Here is a 22153-nt window from a genome sequence, read left to right as displayed (position 1 = left end):
GGCGGGGGAGTCGGGCCGCAAACCCCTGGAACCAAGCGCCAGTCTCCGAGCGGGCCGCATCCGGGTCTGTCGTGTGCTCCCTCGCCCGTCCTCGGGGCTTCCCCACACCTGTGTAGGGCCCGCCCCACACCGCGGCCTGCATCGACCGTGTGACCTGCGGCGGTGTGCTCGCACCGGGCCGAGCCGGGCCGGCGGCATCCGGGCCGGGACACACGCAGACGTCGGGTTGTCCCCACACCGCCCGTGGAGTGGGCCCCCCGCCGCCTCTCCGGTGTCCTTGACAGCCACCGGACGTGACGAGGACACATCCTGTGTCACGACCGATGGCACATCACGTGTGAGGGCCCCATGCCGAGGCCCGAAACGCGGCCCGTCACATCCGGCTCGGCCGTGCTCGCGGCCAGTGCCGCACAGCGCGGGGTACCGCTCCGGCCGCGCGGCACACGGACCACTGGAGGCTGCCTTGATCCTGGCGACTGACATCCCGAAGACGACCAACGACACCACCGGCCCCGTGTCCGCGGTGCCCCCGGACAGGCATGGTGCGCAGCGGGAGCATCTCCTTCGGCGGATGCTGAGGGACCTCCAGCGCCACGAGGGCGGGGTGTTGTGGATCGAGGGTCCCGCCGACGCCGGAAAGTCCCGCTTGCTGGCCTTCGCCGCCGAGGAGGCGGCCCTGGCCGGGGCCCTGGTCCTGACAGGGAGCGGGATCGCCGGGGGCGGCATGCCACCGTTGGCTCCTCTGCTGGACGCTCTCGGCGCGGCGCCCGCCGCCGGGGACGGCGAGTCCCCTTCTCCGCATCAGCCGATGCGGCGGGTGGAGGACGGTCTTTCTCCGCATCAGCCGATGCGGCGGGTGGAGGACGGTCTGCGGAACCTCGCCCGCGACCGGCCGCTCGTCGTCGTCCTCGACGACGTGCAGCACTGCGACGACCTGACCCTGCTCGCGCTGCGCACGCTCACCGCGCGGCTCGCCGGGCTGCCGCTGCTGTGGGTGCTCGCCGCACGGTCCCACCTCGACATGCCGGCCGTGGAGTCACTGCGCCGCGACCTGCTCACCGGGCGGGCGGCCCGACTCGACATCGCCGCCCTGGCCCCCGACGCCGTACGGCTGCTGGTTCAGAACCATCTGGGGCCGCGGGCCGCGGAGGCGGATCCGTACCTGCCCCTCTGCGGCGGCCTGCCCGGCGCCGTCCGGCATCTGTGCGCCGCCCTTCTCTCCCCGCGGTCCGAGGTGGCCGACGGTGTACGTGACGGCGAGGACCCGGTGGCCGGGGCCGTCGTCGCCCGCAGGCTCGACCAACTGACACACGACGCCAAGGAGTTGGTGCTGATCGCCGGCGTGCTGGGCGACAGGCTCGCGGTCCGTCACCTGTCCCGGATGCTCGGCCGCCGCGAGTCCGTTCTGCTGCGGCCCCTGCGCGAGGTGCTGGCGGCGGGTCTGATGCGGGTCGAGCAGCAACACCTCGCCTTCGCGTCCCCGTCGGTCCGCGACGCCGTCGTCGCCACGCTGCCCCCGCCCGTACGACTGTCCGTGCGCCGGCGCTCAGTCGACCTGCGGCTCGCGGAGGGCACGCCTCCTGCGGCGCTCGCGGCCGAGATCGCCGAGATCGCCGAGCCCGGCGACGAGCGCGCGATCCGCGTCCTGGAGACCGCCGCCCTGGAGCTTGCGCCCCACTCGCCCGCAACGGCCGCCGCGCACCTGCGCCACGCGGTGGACCTGAGCCGGGCCGCCGCACCCCGGCAGATGAGGCTGACGGCGCGGCTGATTCCGCTGCTGTGGGAGACCGGCGAGCCCGACGAGGCCCGCGCACTGGCCCGCGAGGTCGTTCAGGCGCCGCCGGACGCGGCCACCCACGCCCAGGTGTGGCTGGAACTGACCCGGATGGGCGGCCGGTTCCCGGTGGCCCAGGCCGAGGCACATCTGCGCCGGGCCCAGCACCACCACGGCGTCCCGCCGCAGCTGAAGGACCAGCTCCGCTCGGTCACCCTGCTGAACCGTCTGCTGGCGGGCGAGGCCGAGGAGACCGGCGAGGCCCTGGCCGGGTCCCTGGCGCGCGACCGGGACACGCACCCGCTGAACGAGCTGACGCAGCGTACTCTCCGGTCGATGAGCGCCTGCCACCGGCAGCACTGGACCGAGGCGCTCGAACTCAGCGAGCCGGTGCCGGCGAAAGCCGCCGAGCTGGACCCGGCGTACGGGCCCGCCCTCTTCGAAGTGGTGCTCTCGACGGCCTGGAGGGCCGCGCTACTGGGCCTGGCCGGCGACGGCCCGGCCGCCGCAGACCTGGTGGAGGGCGGCCTGGCGGAGGCGGAGCAGCGAGGCCGCCGGGCGTACCTGCCCCTGTGGCGCACCGCGCGGGCCCGGCTGCTGCTGGACGGCGGCCGGCTGCGGGAGGCGACGCGGGAACTGGCGGCGGCCGAGACCGGACCGCACGCTCCGGGGACGTCCGCAGTGAGCGAGGCAGCCCTGGCGTGCGCCCGGGCCCGGACCGCCTTCCACACCGGGGACGACGCCGAACTGGAGGCGTGCTCGACCCTGGCCGAGGCCTACCTCGCGGGCGACGACCGGCAGTTGCGCAGGGCTGGCGCGTGGATCGCGGTCCTCGTCGCCCTGGACCGGGGCGAGGCCCTGACCCGTCATCAACTCGACGCGGCCGCCGCCCACCTGCGCCACGGCTTCCTCCACGTGACCTGCGTCGACGCCGGGGACGTGGTGCTGCTGGTGGAGGCCGCACTCGCCTCCGGGCAGCGTGATGTGGCCGCCGCGGCACTGGAGTTCGCCGAGGAGCGAGCCCGGCTCAACCCCGGCCTGCCGCTTTTCGCGGCCGCCGCCACGCACGCGCGGGGCCTGTTCGCCCTGGACGCGGAACTGCTCGCCGAGGCGGCGGAACGCCATGGAGACGCCCGCCCCCTGCTGCGGGCCCGCGCCCTGGAGGATGCCGGGGAGTGCGCCCCCGCCACTGCCCTGAACCGCTTCGAGGAGGCGCTGCGGCTCTACACCACGTGCGGGGCCGAGCGCGACGGGCGGCGGGTGCGCGGCAGGCTCCGCAAGCTCGGCGTCCGGTCCCTCACCACGGCGGGCCCGGCCGCCTGCGCCGCCCCGGGCCCGGAATGGCGCGGGCTGACCAAGTCGCAACTCGGCGTGGTGCGGCTGATCGCCCAAGGCGCCACCAATCGCGAGGCGGCGCAACGGCTGTTCGTCTCCCCGCGCACCGTGGAAGCGCATCTGCGGTACGCCTTCGACAAGCTCGGGGTCCGCTCCCGGGTCCAACTGGCCCGCCTGTACGCGCTGGAGGTCGAGTCGACCAGCGCCTCCGTCTGAACCGCGGGCGCGATCCGGTCCGCGCGGAACGGGACACGAGTCCGAGTACCGCCCCACCTCCCATTCTTGTCATGTATGCGCGGCTCGACTCGGGCTAGGATTCAGCCATGAGCCAACCACTGCGGGCGGTGCTCGGAGAAGACCAGCCGATCGTGCGCGAGGGCATCGCAACGATCCTGCGCCATGCGGGCATCGACGTGGTCGCTTCCGTCGACAACGCGGTGGATCTCGTCCGCGCCGCCGAGGCGCATCGGCCCGACGTGGTGATCACCGACATCCGGATGCCGCCGGCCCTGGAGGCGGACGGCCTGGTTGCCGTGCAGAAGATCCGCGCGGCGCGGCCGGAAACGGCCGTCATCGTGCTGTCCCAGTTCCTCGACTCCTCCTACGCGCTCGATCTGGTCGGGGACGATCCGAGCGGGGTCGGCTACCTCCTCAAGGAGAAGGTGGCCAGCCCCCAGATCCTCATCGACGCCGTCGAGCGGGTCGTGGCCCGCGACTCGGCCCTCGACCCGGACGTGATATCGGCGCTGCTGGGACGCAAGCGCCCGGAAGACCCGCTGGCGGCGCTGACGCCGAAGGAGCGGGAGGTTCTGGCCCTGATGGCCGAGGGCCATTCCAACACCGGGATCTCCGAGAAGCTCTTCGTGAGCGTCGCCGCCGTGGAACGGCACGTGACCGGCATCTTCATGAAGCTGGGGCTCAGCCAGACGGCCACCGGGCAGCACCGGCGGGTACTTGCGGTGCTGCGCTACCTCGGGCAGTAGCGGGGCGGTCGGGAGCGAAAGGCCACGCCCCGGGGCGCCGTCAGGACCCGGCGGGGGCGAACAGGCTCAGCAGGTCCGCGTCGAACAGGTTGTCCTTGGCGACGAAGGACTCGATTCCCGCTCTCTGCAGTTCCTCCCGCGACCAGAGCGACTTGTCGGTGGAGGTCAGCACGATCCGCGGCGGGTTCTCCTCCTCGGCCAGCTGACGGGCGACACTCAGGCCGTCCAGGTCGGGCAGGTGCAGATCGAGCAGCAGTCCGTCGGGACGGTGTGCCCGCACCGCGGCCAAGGCCGCGGCGCCGTCCCGGGACTCCGCCACGACACGCAGGCCCCGCGCCGTCAGCAGCATCGTGGCGATGCGGCGGAATCCGGGGTCGTCATCCACGATGACGATGTTGATACACATGATCTCAGCATGCCCAAGGGTCTTGCGGCTGGGCCATAGGGGGAGCCCTACGGTTTGTGTATCACTCATGCACGGGGATCTCCGCGTCCGCGTCCCCGCTCGTGGCCTGCGTGTCGGACCTGCGGCGAACGGGAGAGGCGGCGAAATGGTCGTCCAGGGCGCCCAGGTGGTCGTGGGTGATGTCAACGGGTCGGCCGGGGAGGTCGGTTACGAGGTGCTGCGCCGCCACCACCGGCGCCGGACGACCGCCGAGTCGGCCCATGCGGCGGTCCTCTCGCCGGACGTCCTGCCCGTCACGACCTGACTCGGCGCGGGCTCTGGATCACCGAGAAGACCGCGCCCTCCGGGTCGGCCACGGTGGCGACCCGGCCGTGTGCGCTGTCCCGGGCCGGCTTCAGCACCTGTCCACCCAGCTCGGCGACCTCGCGCAGGGTCGCGTCCGCGTCGGCCACCTCGAAGTACGTCAGCCAGTGCGGCCCCCGGTCCCGGGGCAGTGAGAGTCCGACCCCGTGGATGCCTGCCACCGGACGGCCCTCGACGTGCAGGGTCACGTAGTCGAAGTCGGCGGAGACCACCGGCTCCTCCGCGTAGCCGAACACCGTCTCGTAGAACTTGGCGACGCTCGCGGTCTCGAAGGTGAGCAGCTCGTTCCAGGCGGGTGTGCCGGGGACACCGGTGACGGCCGTGCCGAGGTGGGCGGAGGCCTGCCAGATGCCGAACACGGCGCCGGAGGGGTCGGAGCCGATGGCCATCCGCCCGGCCTCGGCCGCGTCCAGCGGACCGACGCCCACCGTGCCGCCGCACAGCCGGGCCGTCTCGGCCGTCAGATCCACGTCCTCGGAGGCGAAGTACGGCGTCCAGGCGATCGGCAGCCGGCGGTCCGGCGGCAGCTGCCCGATGCCCGCGACCTCCTCCCCGTCCAGCAGCGCCCGGGCATAGGGGCCGAGCTGCTGCGGACCGGGCTGGAACTCCCAGCCGAACAGGGCCTCGTAGAACTCCTCGGTCGCGGTCAAGCCGTGCACCATGAGACTCACCCAGCAGGGGGTGCCGGGCGCGCGCCGAGCGTGTGTACCGCCGTTCGGGCCGGCCGATCCCCGTACCTCGGTCATCGTCACTCTCTCCTCGGCCCCTCGCGGTGGCCGTGTCGCTTCCGCTCTCCGGACCGGCTGTGCCACAGCCGTGAGCACGCCCCGTGCCGGTGCTCGCACCCTCCGTGGTGCCCAGTGCCCAGGCCGTGGCGGCGGCCTTCGCCGCGAGGATGCCTGATCTGCCGTTTCTCGCCCGTTTCCGGTCGATTGCCGTCGGGTGTCCATCAGCCGTACAGCATGTGCCCGATCCCGCACGCCCGGTGATCGAGCCTGTCCGGCCGAGCAGAGTAGTCGTACCTGGACGATGCGGCCACCCCTGGCGTAAGGATGGGGCCATGGAAGCCATCATCACCGCAACCGAACTCGCCGACGAACTGACCGGGCCGAACCCGCCCGTGCTGCTGGACGTGCGTTGGCAGCTGACCACTCCGGGCGGCGCGCCCTTCGACGGCCGGGCCGAGTACGCCGCAGGGCACCTGCCGGGCGCCGGCTACGTGGACCTGGACACGGAGCTGGCCGCCGCGCCCGCCGGCCGCGGCCGCCATCCGCTGCCCGACCTGGCCGTCTTCGGGGCGGCGATGCGCCGTGCGGGGGTGTCGGCGGACCGGCCGGTGGTCGTGTACGACGGCGGACCCGGCTGGGCGGCGGCGCGCGCGTGGTGGCTGCTGCGCTGGACGGGTCACCCGGATGTGCGGGTCCTGGACGGTGGGTTGCCGTCCTGGGAAGGCGCTCTTTCGGCTGACGCGGCCGAGCCGGCCGAGGGTGACTTCGAACCGGCGCCCGGCGCGCTGGAGTTGCTCGACGCGGACGGGGCGGCCGCGCTGGCCCGCGCGGGTGTGCTGCTCGACGCCCGCGCGGGGGAGCGGTACCGGGGTGAGGTGGAGCCGATCGACCGGATCGGCGGTCACATCCCGGGCGCCGTCTCCGCGCCGACCACCGAGAACGTCGGTCCGGACGGCCGTTTCCGGTCCGCCGGGGAGCTGAGTGACCGTTTCAAGGCTCTGGGCGCCTCCGGAGCGGCCCCGGTGGGCGTCTACTGCGGCTCGGGTGTCTCGGCCGCCCACGAGGTGCTGGCGCTGGCCGTGGCGGGCATTCCGGCGGCGCTGTACGTCGGTTCCTGGTCGGAGTGGTCAGCTGACCCGTCGCGTCCGGTCGCGGTCGGCCCCGACCCGCAGTAGGGCAGGGGCAAGAGGGGGCACGCACGCGTGCCCCCTCTTCGCAGGACCGTACGACTCCTGCTACTCCTGCTTCTTGCGCCGCGTCCCGAAGACGATCTCGTCCCAGCTCGGCACGGCGGCCCGGCGGCCCGGGCGGACGCCGTCCGCCTCGGCCTGGCGGTCGGTGGCGCCGACCAGCCGGTCGCGGTGGCTGCCGACGGAGCGGGGCATGAGGACGTCCGCGTAGGCGGAGCCGGCCGAGGCCGCGGGGGCCGGGGGCTCCTCCGTCGCCGGTTCCGGGGCGGGCTCCTCCGGGACGACCTCCGCGGGGCGCTCCGGGACCACCATGTCGCCCCGGAAGCTCGGCACCGCCTCCAGCAGGCTGGTCAGCGAGTCCCGCTCGCCGGCCGTCTCCTCGACGGGTTCGGACGACTGCGCGGGCAGGCTCGGCCGGTCCCGGTCGCCGGAACGGTCCATCGGGCGGTCGCGCGGCAGCCGTGCGATCCGCGGCACGAACGGAAAGCTGGGCTCCGGTACGGCGAGGTCGTCGGACTCGCCGATCAGCGAGCGCGCCTCGTCGTCGACGGCCTGGACCAGCCGCCGGGGCGGGTCGTAGGTCCAGCTCGCCGAGTGCGGTTCGCTCGCGACCCGGTAGACGAGGAGGACTTCCCAGGTGCCGTCGTCGCGCCGCCAGGAGTCCCACTGCACGGTGTCCTTGTCGGCACCGCGCAGCACCAGCCGCTCCTGGACCGCCTCGCCGAGCAGCGGCCCGGAGTTCTCGCCGGGCCGGCGGACCGGCGTCTTGCGGGCCCGTTCGGCCATGAAGGCGCGCTCGGCCAGTACCGGACCCTCGAAGCGCCGCACCCGGTCGACGGGGATCCCGGCGAGTTGGGCGACCTCTTCCGCGGTCGCGCCCGCTCGTATCCGCGCCTGGATGTCTCGGGGCCGGAGATGGCTCTCGACCTCGATCTCGATCTGGCCGAGCCGGGGCCGGTCGCCGCGTACGGCGGCACGGAGCCGTTCGTCGATCGGAAGCGTGTACTCCGTAGAGTCGGCAGCCTTGAGCACCAGCCGTGTGCCGTCATTGGAGACGGCCACGACACGCAGTTCGGGCATGGGGACCTCCCGGGTGGTGCCTGCCGACGTCACGTGCGTCGCTGCTTCCGCTAGTCGAGTGTGGCCTGCCCGGGTGCAGCCTGCCACAACCTTGCCGAGTTGCCCGGCGTGTCGGGCACAGGCCCTGCACCGCCGTTATGGCACGGTTACCTATTCGCAACGCTAAGTGACCAAAACCGTCACCCTGTGCAACTAGCCCCCTCCCGGCGGTCCTGCAAGGCCCCGGACGCCCTGGCGGGAGACCGGATCCAGGGCTCGCAACAGTACTCCATTCGGGCCACGTGCGTGGATTGGCGCGCCGCCCAACTTCTGGCAACGACCCCTCTCCGGCCGTCGGTTGCCCACTTCGGGGGATCTTGAACGTGGCGTACTTCACGCAATCCGCAGAAACGGAACTAATGGTTTCGTCCGTACGTCCCTTTCTCATGCAGTCGATCGAACAAGTATGGGAAGGGCAGGCAAGGTTCGGGAATGCGTGAAAGGCCCGGTTCCGGTGACCAGACCAGTGCGGGGGAGGAGGTGAAGGGAAGTTCGAAGCGGATCGATCTCAGCGTGCCCCAGGTCGCGGGCGGCGCGGTGGCGGCGGTGGTGGCCGCCAAACTCGCCTCCTATGCCGGGGTGTACGGCACGATCCTCGGTGCCGGAGTCGTCAGCGTGGTCGCCACCTGCGGCGGCTCGTTGTTCCAGCACTTCTTCAAGCGCACCGGAGAGCAGCTGCGCGTCGCGACGGTGACCACCCCGCCCCGCGAGCAAGCGCCCCCGGCGCCCGGCGAGTTCACCGAGGGCACCGTCTACCGCGCCCGGGTGCGCACCTGGCGGCGCCCGGTGGCGGCGGCGGCCCTGGTGTTCGCGGTGACCATGGCCGGCATCACGACCTACGAACTGCTCTCCGGCAGCAGCTTCAGCGGCGGCTCCGGTACGACGGTCAGCGGCGCCGTCACCGGCGACACCACGTCCTCGAAGTCGCCGGACCCCTCGGATCCCCGGGACTCCTCGGACCCGTCGGGCTCCCCCGACCCGAAGTCCGGTGACGGTACGGCCACTTCGCCGGCCCCGTCGCCGTCGTCCTCCTCGGACGCGTCCCGGACGCCCGCGAGCGAGGGGGCCACGACGCCGGCCCCGTCCCCGAGCGAGTCCGCCGGCGGGGAGCCGGGTACGGCACCCTCGCCCGCCGGGTCCTCGGCTACTGACCCAGAACCCTCCGCAAGTAGTCGTTCTGGAACAGCCGATCCGGATCGAGCCGGTCCCGCAGCGCGGTGAACTCGCCGAAGCGCGGGTAGGCCTTCGCGAAGTACTCCGCGTCCCGGGTGTGCACCTTGCCCCAGTGCGGGCGGCCCTCGTGCGCGGTGAAGATGCGCTCGGCGGCGGTGAAGTACGCCTGGTACGGCGTGCCCCGGAACATGTGCACGGCGACGTAGGCGCTGTCCCGGGCGGAGGCGGTGGACAGGGCGATGTCGTCGGCCGGGGCGGTGCGGACCTCGACCGGGAAGTTGATCCTGAGACCGGAACGGTCGACCATCGCCTTCAGTTCCCGCAGCGTGTCCACCAACGCCTCGCGCGGCACGGCGTACTCCATCTCCACGAAGCGGACCCGGCGCGGGGATGTGAAGACCTTGTAGGGAATGTCCGTGTACGACCGCGCGGACAGTGCCCGGCTGGAGATCCGGGCGGCCGTCGGTACGACGGCGGGCACCGCGCGGCCGAGCAACTGCACGCCGTGGAAGAGGCCGTTGGAGAGGAACTCGTCCTCGAACCAGCCGGCCAGCTGCCCCACCGGCTGCGGCGGACCCGCGCTGCGGTTGTTGCGCTTGGTGTTGGTGTTGCCGGTGTGCGGGAACCAGTAGAACTCGAAGTGCTCGTTCTCGGTCCAGTGCTGGTCGAACTCGGCGAGGACCCGGTCCAGGGGCATCGGTTCCTCCCGCGCGGTGAGCAGGAAGAGCGGCTCCACGGCGAACGTGATCGCGGTGACGATCCCGAGCGCGCCGAGGCCGATCCGCGCAGCCGCGAAGATCGCGCGCTCTTCCTCGGTCCCGTTCTCGGAGCAGGTGAGCACCGAGCCGTCGGCGGTGACCAGTTCGAGTTCCCGGATCTGGGCGGCGAGCGAGGCGGACTCGCGGCCCGTGCCGTGGGTGCCGGTGCTGGTGGCCCCGGAGACCGTCTGCTCCATGATGTCGCCCATGTTGGTCAGCGACAGGCCCTCGCGGGCCAGGGCCATGTTGAGTCTCTTGAGCGGGGTGCCCGCCTCGACCGTGACGGTCATGGCCTTACGGTCGATGTCGCGGATCCCGGTCAGCAGTTGAGGGCGGATCGAGACGCCGTCGGTCGCGGCGATCGACGTGAAGGAGTGGCCGCTGCCGACCGCCTTCACCTTCAGGCCGTCCTCCGCCGCCCGCCGCACCGCCGCCGCCAGCTCGTCCACGGAGGCCGGCATGACCTCCCGCGCGGGGCGGACGGTGACATTCCCTCCCCAGTTACGCCACGCGCCGTTCTTCCCGCTCGCTGTACTGCTCAACGGTGCCTCCCCGACCCGTGACCGGCCTGTTGAGCCGGCGGTACCCGAGGAAACCGACCGCGACCGCGACGGCCCCGGACACGGCCGGAACCCCGTACCCGGCGCGGGCACCGGCCGCGTCGATCACCCAGCCGGCGACCGAGGAGCCGAGCGCCACCCCGACCGCGAGGCCGGTGCTCACCCAGGTCATGCCCTCGGTGAGCTTCGCGCGAGGTACGTGCTTTTCGATGAGGGACATCGCCGTGATCATCGTTGGTGCGATGGACAGGCCCGCAACGAACAGCGCCACGGCCAGAAGCGGCAAGTTTCCGACCAGTAGGAGGGGGATCATACTCACGGCCATCGCACATATGCCCAGCAGCCACCTGCGTTCCGGCTTCCCCGCGAAGCGCATCAGGCCGAAGACCACCCCGGCCAGACAGGAGCCCGCCGCGTACAGGGCCAGGACCACGCTCGCGGCGCCCTTGTGGCCGCGTTCGTCGGCGAAGGCGACGGTGACCACGTCGACCGCCCCGAAGATCGCCCCGGTGGCCACGAAGGTCGCCACCAGTACCTGGAGGCCGGGCGCCCGCAGCGCCGAACCGCGGGCGTGGTGCTCGCGCGGGTGCGGCGCGGGCTCGGTGGCCCGCTGGGCGGTCAGCCAGAAGACGCCGGCGGCCAGGAAGCAGCCGGCCAGCAGCGGCCCCGCCTCCGGGAACCAGGCGGTGGACAGGCCGATGGAGATGATCGGCCCGAAGATGAAGCAGACCTCGTCGACGACGGACTCGAACGAGTAGGCGGTGTGCAGCTGCGGGGTGCCCCGGTAGACGGCGGCCCAGCGGGCCCGGATCATCGCGCCCAGGCTCGGCACCGCGCCGATCCCGGCGGCGCAGACGAACAGCACCCAGTCCGGCCACCCGTAGTGCGCGGCGAACAGCAGCCCGGCCGCCGCGGCGAGCGCGAGCAGGGTCGCGGGACGCAGGACGCGGCGCTGGCCGTGCTGGTCGACCAGCCGGGACACCTGCGGCCCGATCGCCGCGGCGGAGAGCGCGATGGTGGCCGAGAGCGCGCCCGCGAGGCCGTACCGCCCGGTGAGCTGGGAGATCATCGTGACCACGCCGATGCCCATCATGGACAGCGGCATCCGGCCGACGAAGCCCGCGGCGGAGAAGCCCTTGCTGCCGGGGGCGGCGAACAGGGCGCGATAGGGGCTGGGCACGGGGATCTCCGACGGCTGGGTAAGGCGTGACTGCGGCTGGTACAGCTTACGAGTGCGGTCACCCGGACGCACCTGCTGGGCACTGGGGATAAACCTCCCGAATCCGACTCTTCACGCTCCTGTTTCCGGGCTGTCAGCGCCGGGTGGCAGGATCGGCACATGTCAGACGCGCTCGATGCCACCCCCTACGACGCCCTGCTCCTGCTCTCCTTCGGCGGCCCGGAAGGCCCCGACGACGTGGTCCCGTTCCTGGAGAACGTGACACGCGGGCGCGGTATCCCGAAGGAACGTCTCAAGGAAGTCGGGCAGCACTACTTCCTGTTCGGCGGGGTCAGCCCGATCAACGACCAGAACCGCGCCCTGCTGGACGCCCTGCGCAAGGACTTCGCCGAGCACGGCCTGGACCTGCCGATCTACTGGGGCAACCGCAACTGGGCGCCGTACCTGACGGACACCCTGCGCGAGATGGTCGCCGACGGCCGCCGCCGCATCCTGGTGCTCGCCACCAGCGCCTACGCCTCCTACTCGGGCTGCCGCCAGTACCGCGAGAACCTCGCCGACTCGCTGGCCGAGCTGGCGGCCGAGGGCCTCGAACTCCCGAGGATCGACAAGCTGCGGCACTACTTCAACCACCCCGGCTTCCTCGACCCGATGACCGACGGGGTGCTCCAGTCCCTCGCCGACCTCCCCGAGGACGTTCGTGCGGGCGCCCACATCGCCTTCACCACCCACTCCATCCCGACCGCGAGCGCCGACACCTCGGGTCCGGTCGAGACGCACGGCGAGGGCGGCGCGTACGTCGAGGAGCACCTGGACGTGGCCCAGCTGATCGCCGACGCGGTCCGCGAGCGCACCGGCGTCGACCACCCCTGGCGGCTCGTCTACCAGTCCCGCTCCGGAGCCCCGCACATCCCGTGGCTGGAGCCCGACATCTGCGACCACCTGGAGGCGCTGCACGGCGCGGGGGTCCCGGCCGTCGTCATGGCCCCCATCGGCTTCGTCTCCGACCACATGGAGGTCCTCTACGACCTCGACACGGAGGCCACGGCCAAGGCCGGGGAGCTGGGCCTGCCGGTACGACGGTCCGCGACCGTCGGGGACGACCCGCGGTTCGCCGCCGCGATCCGCGAGCTGGTCCTGGAGCGCGCGGCCGTGGAGAGCGGGCGGGAGGTCACGCCGTGCGCGCTGGGCGCGCTGGGCGCGAGCCACAACCTGTGCCCGGTCGGCTGCTGCCCGGCCCGTGCCCCCCGGCCGGCCGCGGCCGGCGCCGACAGCCCGTACGCGTGAGGAGCCCCGTGATCGACGCCCTGCACACCGACCTGCTCGAGCTCGCCCGGGAGGCGGCCGCCCGCGCGGGGGAGCTGCTGCGGGACGGCCGCCCGGCCGACCTCGCCGTGGCCCGGACCAAGTCCAGCCCGATCGACGTCGTGACCGAGATGGACATCGCGGCGGAGAAGCTGATCACCGACCTGATCTCCGGACACCGCCCCGACGACGGCTTCCTCGGGGAGGAGGGCGCGTCGACGGAGGGCACGAGCGGGATCCGCTGGGTGATCGACCCCCTCGACGGCACGGTCAACTACCTGTACGGGCTGCCGACCTGGGCGGTCTCCATCGCGGCCGAGCGGGACGGCGAGACCGTGGCCGGGGTCGTGGCGGCGCCGATGCGCGGCGAGACGTACCACGCGGTACGGGGCGGCGGAGCCTGGGCGACCGGGGCCTGGGCGGGGGAGCGGCGGCTGACCTGCCGCGCTGCCGCGCCGCTGGAGCAGGCGCTGGTGTCGACCGGCTTCAACTACGTGACGGACGTCCGCACGCACCAGGCCGAGGTCGCCGCCCGGCTGATCCCGCTGCTCCGCGACGTACGCCGGAGCGGGTCGGCGGCGATCGACCTGTGCGATGTGGCCTGCGGCCGGCTGGACGGGTACTACGAGCGCGGGCTGAACGCGTGGGACTGGGGCGCGGGCGACCTGATCGCGAGAGAGGCCGGCGCGCTCACGGGCGGCCGCCCCGGAGAACCCCCGTCCCGCGCCCTGACGGTCGCGGCCACCCCGGGCGTCTTCGAGCCGCTCCAGCACCTGCTGGACGACTTCGGAGCCTGGCACGACTGAGCCCCGGACGTTCGGGCCGAGGGGGGTACGGCACCACCGGAACCGCCGTCGCGGCCGAGCACCGTTGCGGCGGTGAGCGGCGCGGCGGTGGCTGGGGGGCCAGGAGCGGTCCGCGGGCGGCCTGGGCCGGGGTCGGGAGGGGGCCGCGGGCAGGCTTGGGCCGGGGGTCGGAAGGGGACGCCGGCGGGTTTGGGGGTGGGGGTCGGCAGGGGTCCGCGGGCAGGCTTGGGATGGGGCGGGAGGGGCTGTTGGGAGGGGTGTGCGGGTAGGGGGCCTGGGTTCTCTTGGTCTGGAGGGGAATCGAACGTTGTTGCGGCGGGTAGGGGCAAGGTATGAGCAGGGCCCCGGCGCTGGATTCGCCGGGGCCCTGCTCCTGTGCCGGTGAGCTGCTGCTGCGGGACTGTCAGACGCTGGTCATGCCGACTTCCACGCCGTGTTCGGCGGCGAGGCGGCGCAGGTCGTCGAGCTCGGCCTGTTCCACTTCGACGAGGAAGTCGTCGCCCTCGTCACGAGCCCGGGTGATGTCGGACTCGGTCGCCTTTATGCGCTGCAGAAGTCCTGTGGTGAATGCGTCCATGCTGCGCCCCCTCGTCCTGGGTCGTGGGTCGGTGGCACGGGGGTGTGCCGTTGGAAGGGGCGATCACGTCTCTCGCGGGTGCCCAGCGCTGCCCTGCTGGGCGGCGACGGTGCCGGACACCCCCATCGTCCACTCTGCTGTAGCGGCGACGTACGTACCGCATGGTGCTGCGGCACATGCAGAGCGTGATCGCGGGGTGTACATGCCGTCCTCCCCCCGCTCCCTTCCGTGGAAACCTCAACCGGAAGAGAAAATCTCGCATTCCCGCCCGACGCCGCCGATCCTGCTGCCCCAGCCCCCGTCTTACTGCCGACTTATGGCCGAAAAGGGCAGGATGGAGGCCACACACCCCATGGAGACCCCTGCCCACGTGCGCCGGTGCGCGCTACGCGGGTGGACAGCGGAAGGACAAGCGACGTGCGCGTACTCGTCGTCGAGGACGAGCAACTGCTCGCCGATGCGGTGGCCACCGGACTGCGCCGGGAGGCCATGGCCGTCGACGTCGTGTACGACGGTGCGGCCGCCCTGGAACGCATCGGCGTCAACGACTACGACGTGGTCGTCCTCGACCGCGACCTCCCCCTCGTGCACGGCGACGACGTCTGCCGCAGGGTCGTCGAGCTCGGCATGCCCACGCGCGTACTGATGCTCACCGCGTCCGGCGACGTCAGCGACCGCGTGGAGGGCCTGGAGATCGGCGCCGACGACTACCTTCCCAAGCCCTTCGCGTTCAGCGAGCTGATCGCACGCGTGCGCGCCCTCGGCCGCCGTACCAGCGTGCCGCTGCCCCCGGTCCTGGAGCGCGCCGGCATCAAGCTCGACCCGAACCGCCGCGAGGTCTTCCGCGACGGCAAGGAGGTCCAGCTCGCGCCCAAGGAGTTCGCGGTCCTGGAGGTGCTGATGCGCAGCGAGGGCGCGGTGGTCAGCGCCGAGCAGCTCCTGGAGAAGGCATGGGACGAGAACACGGACCCGTTCACCAACGTCGTGCGGGTGACCGTGATGACGCTGCGCCGCAAGCTGGGCGAGCCCGCGGTGATCGTCACCGTCCCCGGCTCGGGTTACCGGATCTGATGACCGTGGCCGCCACTCCCGCACCTCCGCAGGCACCCCCCAAGCCCACCTGGGACCCCCGGAGACCACAGCCCGTCTTCCCGTGGCTGCGCCCGACCATCCGCATACGGCTCACGCTGCTGTACGGCGGCATGTTCCTGATCGCCGGCATCCTGCTGCTCTCGATCATCTACCTGCTGGCCGCGCAGGCGATCAGCACCGGCAACCAGCCGTTGTACAAGATCGTCAAATACTCGGCGCTCCAGGTCTCCAGCGACAACTGCCCCGCGGTCAACATGGCCAGCACCACGGGCCAGGTGACGCTGCAGGAATTCAACAACGCGATCGCCCAGTGCGTGGACCACCAGCGCCAGGCGGCCCTGGACGACCTGCTGAGCCGTTCGCTGCTGGCCCTGCTGGGCCTGGCCGTGATCGCCTTCGCGTTCGGCTACGCGATGGCCGGACGGGTGCTGTCCCCGCTCGGCCGGATCACCCGCACCGCCCGTGCGGTGGCCGGCTCGGACCTGTCCCGCCGGATCGAGCTGGACGGCCCGGACGACGAGCTCAAGGAGCTCGCGGACACCTTCGACGACATGCTGGAGCGGCTGCAACGGGCCTTCACCGCCCAGCAGCGCTTCGTCGGCAACGCCTCCCACGAGCTGCGCACGCCCCTGGCGATCAACCGCACGCTCCTGGAGGTGCACCTCTCGGACCCGGGTGCGCCCGTGGAGCTGCAACAGCTCGGCAAGACCCTGCTGGCCACCAACGAACGCAGCGAGCAGCTCGTGGAGGGCCTGCTGCTGCTCGCCCGCAGCGACAACCAGATCGTCGAGCGCAAACCGGTCGACCTGGCCGAGGTGGCCACCCAGGCCGTCGACCAGGTGCATGCCGAGGCGGAGGCCAAGGGTGTGACCATCCGGGGCGTGCGGAAGCCGGCGGTCGTGCAGGGCAACGGCGTCCTGCTGGAGCGGATCGCGCTGAACCTGGTGCAGAACGCGGTGCGCTACAACGTGCCCGAGGACGGCTGGGTCGAGGTCGACACCGACATCCAGCACGGCCAGGCGGTACTGTCCGTCTCGAACACCGGCCCGGTGGTGCCGGCGTACGAGATCGACAACCTGTTCGAGCCCTTCAGGCGGCTTCGGACCGAGCGCACGGGCAGCGACAAGGGCGTCGGCCTCGGTCTGTCCATCGTCCGGTCCGTGGCCCGGGCGCACGGCGGCCATATCGCGGCCCAGCCCCGTGAGGGCGGTGGGCTGGTGATGAGGGTCACCCTGCCGATCTGATGCGGTTACAAGATCGCGACACACCCGGAGGATGTTCGCTTTGCGCGGAATTTTCTATCGGCGTGGCGTGGTACCCCTTGTGTGATCGATCACAAGGGCGGTTTTCCGGCCATATACTCTCCGTGATCATGGCTGGGGGAATAAAGCCGGGAAAATCCCTGTTTTCAGGGGTCTTGATCACGGGAAGTACAGGGTGAGGCGCCTTTGAGGTGCCTCGTGAGAACCGTGTACGGTCCCCATCGCCATTCAACCTGATCACTCTTGGGGGATCCGGTTGGGTGTCGATTGAGTAACAGACCTTGATGTGAGGCAAAATCTCCGCCTCGGGTCGGGCACAAGTCCGGCCTCTCACGCGTTACGTGCGCTGGAGACACCGCAGACACCCAGAGGGGGAGAGCGACCATGGCAACCGATTACGACACTCCACGCAAGACCGACGATGACGTGGACTCGGACAGCCTTGAAGAGCTGAAGGCTCGGAGGAACGACAAGTCCACGTCCTCGGTGGACGTAGACGAGTTCGAGGCCGCCGAAGGCCTGGAGCTGCCCGGCGCGGACCTCTCGAACGAGGAGCTGGCCGTCCGGGTGCTGCCCAAGCAGCAGGACGAGTTCACCTGCATGAGCTGCTTCCTGGTGCACCACCGCAGCCAGCTGGCCCGGGAGAAGAACGGTCAGCCGATCTGCCGCGACTGCGACTGAGGAGGGGTCGGGCATGACTGGCTCGACCCCACCTCGGAGGCGCCGCTTCTCTCTTCGGGGAGCGGACTCGGGGCCGTCCGACGGCCCGCGCGCGCGTGACGACGAGCGAGGCTCATCCGATCCGGGAGCCTCGCTCGAACCGGCGGCCGACCGGGGTGACCTCCCGGCGCCGGCGGACCAGCCCGCACCCGTCGCCAGGACGGGGGTCCCCCCGCTCGAGCGATTTCGAGAGTGGGGGAGGGCCGGGGTCGTCCGTGACAGAGCCGTGAATCTGGCCCGGGAAGGCGCCCGCAAGGGCGGCAGCCGGGCGCGAGCGGGGCTGGCCTACCTCGCGGACCGGATCATCGAGATCGCCCCTCGTGTCCCCGTACGCGACCTCGCGACCCTGCGCCGGCAGTTCCCGGACCTGGGACCGGAGCAGCTCGCCGACAAGCTGGTGGCGGGCGCGGCGGGCGCGACCTCGGCGGTCGGGGCCGGGGTCGGCGCGGCGGCGATGCTGCCGGTGCCGCCGGCGATGCCGACCGAGCTGGCCGCGGAGATCACCGGGGTCGCGGCGATCGAGCTGAAGCTGATCGCCGAGCTCCACGAGGTCTACGGCGTGCGGCCGCCGGGGAACCTGAAGGCCCGCAGCACCGCGTATCTGTCCTCCTGGTCGGGGGAGCGCGGGATCGACGTGATGAAGCCGTCGACGATCAACGGCGCCCTCGGCGGGCACATGAAGCGCGAGCTGCGTCAGCAGATCATGAAGCGGATGGTGCGGGACCTGCCCAACCTCATGCCGTTCATGGTGGGCGCCGCGGTGGGCGCGGTCATGAACCGCCGGGACACCAAGAAACTCGCGGCGCGGATCCGGGCGGACCTGAGAAAGATCCAGGTGCCGTGGGAGAAACTGCCCGAGCTGCCGCCGCTGGAGGAGCCGGCGGAGCCGCTGCCGATCGCCGAACTGCCGGAGGACCTCGGAGGCTGACGCCGGCCGGCGGCCCGCGGCGAGACCTGCCGGGCCTACCGGGCGTTCTTCGCGGCCTCGATCGCCGCCGCCAGAGCTTCCGGCTCGCGCGTCGACAGATACAGGTACGGCGTCGGGTCCGCCGGGTCCGTGACCTCCACGCGCAGGGCCCTGGGGATGTAGGCACGCAGCAGGAGGAAGGCGCGGACGTCGGCCTTGTACGTGCGCCAGGCGCGCGCCTCCTCCGGGTCCAGGACCTCGGACGCGCCCAGGGCGGACACCGGGATCTTCGCCTCGCCCGCGATCAGCGAGTCGCCCACCACCCGGATGCGCGGGGAGCCGTACGAACTGGCCACCACCGCTGCCGCCGCCGTGCCGCCCACCAGGCCGCCCAGCGTCGGCAGAGTGCCGAAGGGAAGCAGGACCAGGGCGCACGAGACGCCGATCAGGAAGCTGAGGAACCACCACGACCGGGGGGCCGTGAGGCGTTCTTCGTACGGGGTGGCGGAGAGCTGCATGGAGTCAAGCTTGGCACGGTGTCCGGATTCACCGGACGCGCGGGTAAGGTCTGCGGCTGTGAGTGGTAGTTCCGCAGCTCTTCAGCCTCCCGCCAGTGCCCGGAAACCGGTGCGGCATCCCGACGCTCCCGCGCCCGGCGAGCTCATCGGCGCGCACTACGAACAGTGTTTCGGGTGCGGCCGCGAGCACGCGCACGGGCTGCATCTGGAGGTACGGGCCGGCGCGGGGGTCTCCCTCACCGCCGAGTTCACCGTGCGGGCCGCCCACCAGGGCGCCCCGGGCCTCGCGCACGGCGGTGTCCTCGCCAGCGCTCTCGACGAGACGCTCGGCTCGCTCAACTGGCTGCTGCGGAAGATCGCCGTCACCGGACGGCTGGAGACCGACTTCGTACGGCCGGTGCCCGTGGGCACCACGCTGTACCTGGCGGCCGAGGTCGTCGCGGTGGCCGGCCGGAAGATCTACTCGACCGCCACCGGGCGCCTGGACGGCCCCGGCGGCCCCGTCGCCGTCCGTGCCGACGCCCTCTTCGTGGAGGTACCGGTCGAGCACTTCGTCGACAACGGCCGCGAGGAAGAGATCAAGGCCGCCATGAACGACCCGGACCAGATCCGGCGCACCCGCGCCTTCGAGGTGAACCCGTGAATCCCGCGTCCCCACCAGTGAGCCCTCTCGACGTGCTCATCCGCCGCGTAGACCCCGGCGTGCCGCTTCCGGCCTACGAGCACCCCGGTGACGCGGGAGCCGATCTGCGGACCACCGAGGCGTGCGAGCTGAAGCCCGGCGAACGGGGCGTACTGCCCACAGGGGTGTCGATCGCCCTCCCGGATGGGTACGCGGCCTTCGTACACCCTCGTTCGGGGCTCGCCGCCCGGTGCGGTGTGGCCCTCGTGAATGCCCCGGGGACGATTGATGCCGGGTACCGTGGGGAGATCAAGGTGATCGTGGTGAATCTCGACCCGCGCGAGGCTGTGCGGTTCGAGCGCTTCGACCGGATTGCCCAACTGGTCGTCCAGCAGGTCGAGAAGGTCCGCTTCCAGGAGGTGGCGGAGCTTCCCGGCTCGGCGCGGGCCGAGGGGGGCTTCGGGTCCACCGGCGGGCACGCCGCGGTGGGCGACGTGAGCGGCACAAGCGGTCAGGCCGCCGACGGTGGCCGGACGGGTGGGAATCGATACGCTTCGGTCGTATCCGACCGGGAAGGACAGTGACGTGTTCGGACGTCGCAACAAGAAGGGTGCCGCCGAGGACGCGGCCGGCGAGGCCGAGCAGGTCGTCGACAGCGTCGGCACCGAGGCGGACGAGGAAGAGGGCGAGCGCGAGCGCGTACGCCTGGAACCGGAGCCCCGGCCCGACGGGCCGTGGGACGACTCCGAGGTGCGTGAGCCGGGCGAGGGCCGGGTGGACCTCGGCGGGCTGTTCGTGCCCGGCGTCGACGGCATGGAGCTGCGGGTCGAGGTCGCGGGTGACGCGATCGTCGCGGCGACCGTGGTGCTCAAGGACAGCGCCGTGCAGTTGCAGGCCTTCGCCGCGCCCAAGCGCGAGGGCATCTGGGGCGAGGTGCGGGAGGAGATCGGCTCCGGCATCACCCAGCAGGGCGGCATCGTCGACGAGGTCGAGGGTCCGCTGGGCTGGGAGCTGCGCGCCCAGGTGCCGGTGCAGCTGCCGGACGGCACGGGCGGTTTCCAGGTCGTGCGGTTCGTCGGTGTGGACGGTCCGCGCTGGTTCCTGCGCGGGGTGATCTCCGGGCAGGGCGCGGTGCAGCCGCAGGCCGCCGGGCTCCTGGAGCAGATCTTCCGGGACACCGTCGTGGTCCGCGGCGAGGGCCCGATGGCCCCCCGTGACCCGATCGTCCTGAAGCTGCCGAACGACGCGCAGATGGTCCCCGAGGGCGTCCAGCAGCAGGAGGAGGGTTCGCGCTTCTCCGGCGGCATGGGCCAGCTCCAGCGCGGACCGGAGATCACCGAGGTCCGCTAGGCGCTCCGCCGGGAGAGCCGTTCGAGAGCCGCACCCTTCGGGGTGCGGCTCTTTTGTGTGCGCACCCCCTTGACGGCCGCATTGGTCTGTACCTACGGTCACGCCTCAACGCGCCGTTCATAAAGGCGCTTCACGTTCACCCACATGAACGAGAGGCCTTCAGGTATGCGCAGAACCGGACTCCTCGCGGCCGTCGTCGCCCTCGTCCTCGGAGCCCTTTCCTGGCCGGCCCAGGCCGCCCCAGCCACCTTCGTCCACCCCGGAGTCACCGTCTCCAGGGCCCAGCTGGACTTCGCCCGCACCGAGGTACTGGCCGGCGCCCAGCCCTGGAAGGCGGCCTACGACCAGATGATGGCGAGCAAGTACGCCGACCTGAACCGGACGCCCGCACCCAGGGCGACGGTCGAGTGCGGGCCGTACTCGAACCCCAACTACGGCTGCACCGACGAGCGCGAGGACGCGATCGCCGCCTACACCGACGCCCTCGCCTGGTACATCACCAAGGACGCCCGCTACGCCCAGAAGGCCATCCAGATCATGGACGCCTGGTCGGCCACCATCACCAGTCACACCAACAGCAACGCGCCCCTGCAGACCGGCTGGGCCGGCTCCTCCTGGCCGAAGGCCGCCGAGATCATCAGGTACACGTACACCGGTACCTGGGCGAACGAGGCCCGCTTCGCCACCATGCTGCGCAACGTCTACCTCCCCACCGTCATCAAGGGCTCCAACTCCAACGGCAACTGGGAGCTGACGATGATGGAGGCCGCCGTCGGCATCTCCGTCTTCCTGGAGGACAAGGCGTCGTACGACACGGCCATGGCCAAGTTCCGCACCCGCACCGCCGCCTATGTCTACCTGGCCTCCGACGGGTCGGTGCCGAAGACCGTGCCCAGTCAGAACCTCGACACCACCGCCAAGATCGTCTCCTACTGGCAGGGCCAGTCCACCTTCGTCACCGGCCTCACCCAGGAGACCTGCCGGGACTTCACGCACACCGGCTACGGCATCTCCTCGATCTCGCACGTCGCCGAGACCAGCCGGATCCAGGGCCAGGACCTCTACGGCACCGACGTCGGCGAGCGGCTGCGACAGGCGCTCGGCTTCCAGGCCAAGTACCAGCTGGGCACCGCCGTCCCCAGCTGGCTCTGCGGCGGCTCCCTGACCCTCGGCCTCGGGCCCGTCACCGAGGTCGGCTACAACGCCCTCCACAACCGGCTGGGCATCGCCATGACCAACACCCAGACGCTCACCCAGAACAACCGTCCCGCGGGCTCCAACAACCTCTTCGTGGCCTGGGAGACCCTCACCCACGGCGACAACCCCAACTGAACCGACGAGGTGCCCCGCGGCCCATCCGGAGAGGGCCGCGGGGCACATCAGAGTTGCGTCAAAGATGCCCGCTGCCCCGCCCACCGTCCCGTT

At 71.8% G+C, this 22153-nt stretch carries 21 protein-coding genes and 1 pseudogene; 15 read left to right on the top strand and 7 right to left on the bottom strand.

All coding sequences use genetic code 11. The features are described from left to right. The first annotated feature begins 463 nt into the window (after positions 1-463). Positions 464-3325, top strand: coding sequence for a helix-turn-helix transcriptional regulator (locus tag ACZ5K7_RS03255; RefSeq protein WP_468909810.1), 2862 nt, complete (start codon positions 464-466; stop codon positions 3323-3325). A gap of 107 nt (positions 3326-3432) precedes the next feature. Continuing rightward, entirely contained in the window at positions 3433-4092 is a 660-nt protein-coding gene (locus tag ACZ5K7_RS03250) for a response regulator transcription factor (RefSeq protein WP_351709960.1), read from the top strand. Positions 4093-4132: 40 nt separating this feature from the next. Here ACZ5K7_RS03250 and ACZ5K7_RS03245 read toward each other — a convergent pair whose 3' ends face one another. Beyond that, on the bottom strand, positions 4133-4498 hold the full coding sequence (locus tag ACZ5K7_RS03245) for a response regulator (protein ID WP_468909807.1): 366 nt from the start codon (positions 4496-4498) through the stop codon (positions 4133-4135). 133 nt (positions 4499-4631) lie between these two features. Here ACZ5K7_RS03245 and ACZ5K7_RS03240 point away from each other — a divergent pair. Further along, positions 4632-4802, top strand: a pseudogene (locus tag ACZ5K7_RS03240) (thymidine kinase); the annotation flags it as partial. Here the strand turns inward: ACZ5K7_RS03240 and ACZ5K7_RS03235 are convergent. Beyond that, positions 4792-5607 carry a VOC family protein gene (locus tag ACZ5K7_RS03235; protein WP_468909805.1) on the bottom strand — a complete coding sequence of 272 codons (816 nt, stop codon included), beginning with the start codon at positions 5605-5607 and terminating at the stop codon, positions 4792-4794. The pseudogene ACZ5K7_RS03240 and the gene ACZ5K7_RS03235 sit on opposite strands and share 11 nt — an antisense overlap. A gap of 314 nt (positions 5608-5921) precedes the next feature. Between ACZ5K7_RS03235 and ACZ5K7_RS03230 the strand changes: the two genes are divergently transcribed. Further along, positions 5922-6764, top strand: a complete 843-nt coding sequence (locus ACZ5K7_RS03230; protein ID WP_468909802.1) for a sulfurtransferase — start codon at positions 5922-5924, stop codon at positions 6762-6764. Positions 6765-6824: 60 nt separating this feature from the next. Here ACZ5K7_RS03230 and sepH read toward each other — a convergent pair whose 3' ends face one another. Beyond that, positions 6825-7859 (bottom strand): septation protein SepH, encoded by a 1035-nt coding sequence (sepH, locus tag ACZ5K7_RS03225; protein WP_468909799.1) that lies wholly within the window; start codon positions 7857-7859, stop codon positions 6825-6827. 471 nt (positions 7860-8330) lie between these two features. On the opposite strand from sepH, the gene ACZ5K7_RS03220 reads away from it, so the two are divergent. Continuing rightward, positions 8331-9119 (top strand): hypothetical protein, encoded by a 789-nt coding sequence (locus ACZ5K7_RS03220; RefSeq protein ID WP_468909797.1) that lies wholly within the window; start codon positions 8331-8333, stop codon positions 9117-9119. On the opposite strand, the gene ACZ5K7_RS03215 is transcribed toward ACZ5K7_RS03220, so the two are convergent. Both ACZ5K7_RS03215 and ACZ5K7_RS03210 read right to left on the bottom strand, forming a co-directional pair. Further along, positions 9043-10371, bottom strand: coding sequence for a D-arabinono-1,4-lactone oxidase (locus ACZ5K7_RS03215; RefSeq protein WP_351709977.1), 1329 nt, complete (start codon positions 10369-10371; stop codon positions 9043-9045). The genes ACZ5K7_RS03220 and ACZ5K7_RS03215 overlap by 77 nt on opposite strands. Further along, positions 10331-11569, bottom strand: coding sequence for an MFS transporter (locus tag ACZ5K7_RS03210; RefSeq protein WP_450972393.1), 1239 nt, complete (start codon positions 11567-11569; stop codon positions 10331-10333). The genes ACZ5K7_RS03215 and ACZ5K7_RS03210 overlap by 41 nt, the downstream gene beginning before the upstream one ends. Before the next feature lie 159 nt (positions 11570-11728). Here ACZ5K7_RS03210 and ACZ5K7_RS03205 point away from each other — a divergent pair, with 159 nt between their 5' ends. Together ACZ5K7_RS03205 and ACZ5K7_RS03200 are read left to right on the top strand one after the other, a co-directional pair. Then, positions 11729-12856: a ferrochelatase gene (locus ACZ5K7_RS03205; protein WP_468909792.1), complete on the top strand. Its 1128-nt coding sequence runs from the start codon at positions 11729-11731 to the stop codon at positions 12854-12856. 8 nt (positions 12857-12864) lie between these two features. Further along, positions 12865-13680 carry an inositol monophosphatase family protein gene (locus ACZ5K7_RS03200; protein ID WP_468909789.1) on the top strand — a complete coding sequence of 272 codons (816 nt, stop codon included), beginning with the start codon at positions 12865-12867 and terminating at the stop codon, positions 13678-13680. Positions 13681-14083: 403 nt separating this feature from the next. On the opposite strand, the gene ACZ5K7_RS03195 is transcribed toward ACZ5K7_RS03200, so the two are convergent. Continuing rightward, positions 14084-14257 (bottom strand): hypothetical protein, encoded by a 174-nt coding sequence (locus ACZ5K7_RS03195; RefSeq protein WP_351709989.1) that lies wholly within the window; start codon positions 14255-14257, stop codon positions 14084-14086. Positions 14258-14674: 417 nt separating this feature from the next. On the opposite strand from ACZ5K7_RS03195, the gene ACZ5K7_RS03190 reads away from it, so the two are divergent. From ACZ5K7_RS03190 to ACZ5K7_RS03175, 4 genes are all read left to right on the top strand, one after another. Next, positions 14675-15328 carry a response regulator transcription factor gene (locus ACZ5K7_RS03190; protein ID WP_351709991.1) on the top strand — a complete coding sequence of 218 codons (654 nt, stop codon included), beginning with the start codon at positions 14675-14677 and terminating at the stop codon, positions 15326-15328. 5 nt (positions 15329-15333) lie between these two features. After that, positions 15334-16593, top strand: coding sequence for a sensor histidine kinase (locus ACZ5K7_RS03185; RefSeq protein ID WP_351710217.1), 1260 nt, complete (start codon positions 15334-15336; stop codon positions 16591-16593). 402 nt (positions 16594-16995) lie between these two features. Further along, on the top strand, positions 16996-17292 hold the full coding sequence (locus ACZ5K7_RS03180; RefSeq protein WP_003997302.1) for a DUF4193 domain-containing protein: 297 nt from the start codon (positions 16996-16998) through the stop codon (positions 17290-17292). Between the two features lie 13 nt (positions 17293-17305). Further along, positions 17306-18259, top strand: coding sequence for a hypothetical protein (locus tag ACZ5K7_RS03175; protein ID WP_351709993.1), 954 nt, complete (start codon positions 17306-17308; stop codon positions 18257-18259). 35 nt (positions 18260-18294) lie between these two features. Here ACZ5K7_RS03175 and ACZ5K7_RS03170 read toward each other — a convergent pair whose 3' ends face one another. After that, entirely contained in the window at positions 18295-18756 is a 462-nt protein-coding gene (locus ACZ5K7_RS03170) for a DUF3093 domain-containing protein (protein WP_351709995.1), read from the bottom strand. A gap of 58 nt (positions 18757-18814) precedes the next feature. On the opposite strand from ACZ5K7_RS03170, the gene ACZ5K7_RS03165 reads away from it, so the two are divergent. The 4 genes from ACZ5K7_RS03165 to ACZ5K7_RS03150 all read left to right on the top strand — a co-directional run bounded on the left by ACZ5K7_RS03165 (position 18815) and on the right by ACZ5K7_RS03150 (position 22060). Beyond that, positions 18815-19399 (top strand): PaaI family thioesterase, encoded by a 585-nt coding sequence (locus ACZ5K7_RS03165; RefSeq protein WP_351709997.1) that lies wholly within the window; start codon positions 18815-18817, stop codon positions 19397-19399. Positions 19400-19416: 17 nt separating this feature from the next. Beyond that, entirely contained in the window at positions 19417-19962 is a 546-nt protein-coding gene (gene dut, locus ACZ5K7_RS03160) for a dUTP diphosphatase (protein ID WP_468909866.1), read from the top strand. Position 19963: 1 nt separating this feature from the next. Next, positions 19964-20728 (top strand): DUF3710 domain-containing protein, encoded by a 765-nt coding sequence (locus ACZ5K7_RS03155; protein ID WP_351710003.1) that lies wholly within the window; start codon positions 19964-19966, stop codon positions 20726-20728. A gap of 144 nt (positions 20729-20872) precedes the next feature. Continuing rightward, entirely contained in the window at positions 20873-22060 is a 1188-nt protein-coding gene (locus tag ACZ5K7_RS03150) for an alginate lyase family protein (protein WP_450972394.1), read from the top strand. The last annotated feature ends 93 nt before the right edge of the window (positions 22061-22153 follow it).

It is taken from the genome of Streptomyces sp. NPDC031497, from assembly GCF_055580905.1.
Note: the sequence above shows the minus strand (reverse complement) of the source record. Positions and strands in the feature narration are given on the sequence as shown.

Bases quoted from the DNA above. Each gene is read 5' to 3' on its own strand.
- ACZ5K7_RS03250 (WP_351709960.1), top strand. From the start codon at position 3,433: ATGAGCCAACCACTGCGGGCGGTGCTCGGAGAAGACCAGCCGATCGTG.
- ACZ5K7_RS03245 (WP_468909807.1), bottom strand. From the start codon at position 4,498: ATGTGTATCAACATCGTCATCGTGGATGACGACCCCGGATTCCGCCGC.
- ACZ5K7_RS03235 (WP_468909805.1), bottom strand. From the start codon at position 5,607: ATGACCGAGGTACGGGGATCGGCCGGCCCGAACGGCGGTACACACGCT.
- ACZ5K7_RS03230 (WP_468909802.1), top strand. From the start codon at position 5,922: ATGGAAGCCATCATCACCGCAACCGAACTCGCCGACGAACTGACCGGG.
- sepH (WP_468909799.1), bottom strand. From the start codon at position 7,859: ATGCCCGAACTGCGTGTCGTGGCCGTCTCCAATGACGGCACACGGCTG.
- ACZ5K7_RS03220 (WP_468909797.1), top strand. From the start codon at position 8,331: ATGCGTGAAAGGCCCGGTTCCGGTGACCAGACCAGTGCGGGGGAGGAG.
- ACZ5K7_RS03205 (WP_468909792.1), top strand. From the start codon at position 11,729: ATGTCAGACGCGCTCGATGCCACCCCCTACGACGCCCTGCTCCTGCTC.
- ACZ5K7_RS03195 (WP_351709989.1), bottom strand. From the start codon at position 14,257: ATGGACGCATTCACCACAGGACTTCTGCAGCGCATAAAGGCGACCGAG.
- ACZ5K7_RS03180 (WP_003997302.1), top strand. From the start codon at position 16,996: ATGGCAACCGATTACGACACTCCACGCAAGACCGACGATGACGTGGAC.
- ACZ5K7_RS03175 (WP_351709993.1), top strand. From the start codon at position 17,306: ATGACTGGCTCGACCCCACCTCGGAGGCGCCGCTTCTCTCTTCGGGGA.
- ACZ5K7_RS03170 (WP_351709995.1), bottom strand. From the start codon at position 18,756: ATGCAGCTCTCCGCCACCCCGTACGAAGAACGCCTCACGGCCCCCCGG.
- ACZ5K7_RS03150 (WP_450972394.1), top strand. From the start codon at position 20,873: ATGAACGAGAGGCCTTCAGGTATGCGCAGAACCGGACTCCTCGCGGCC.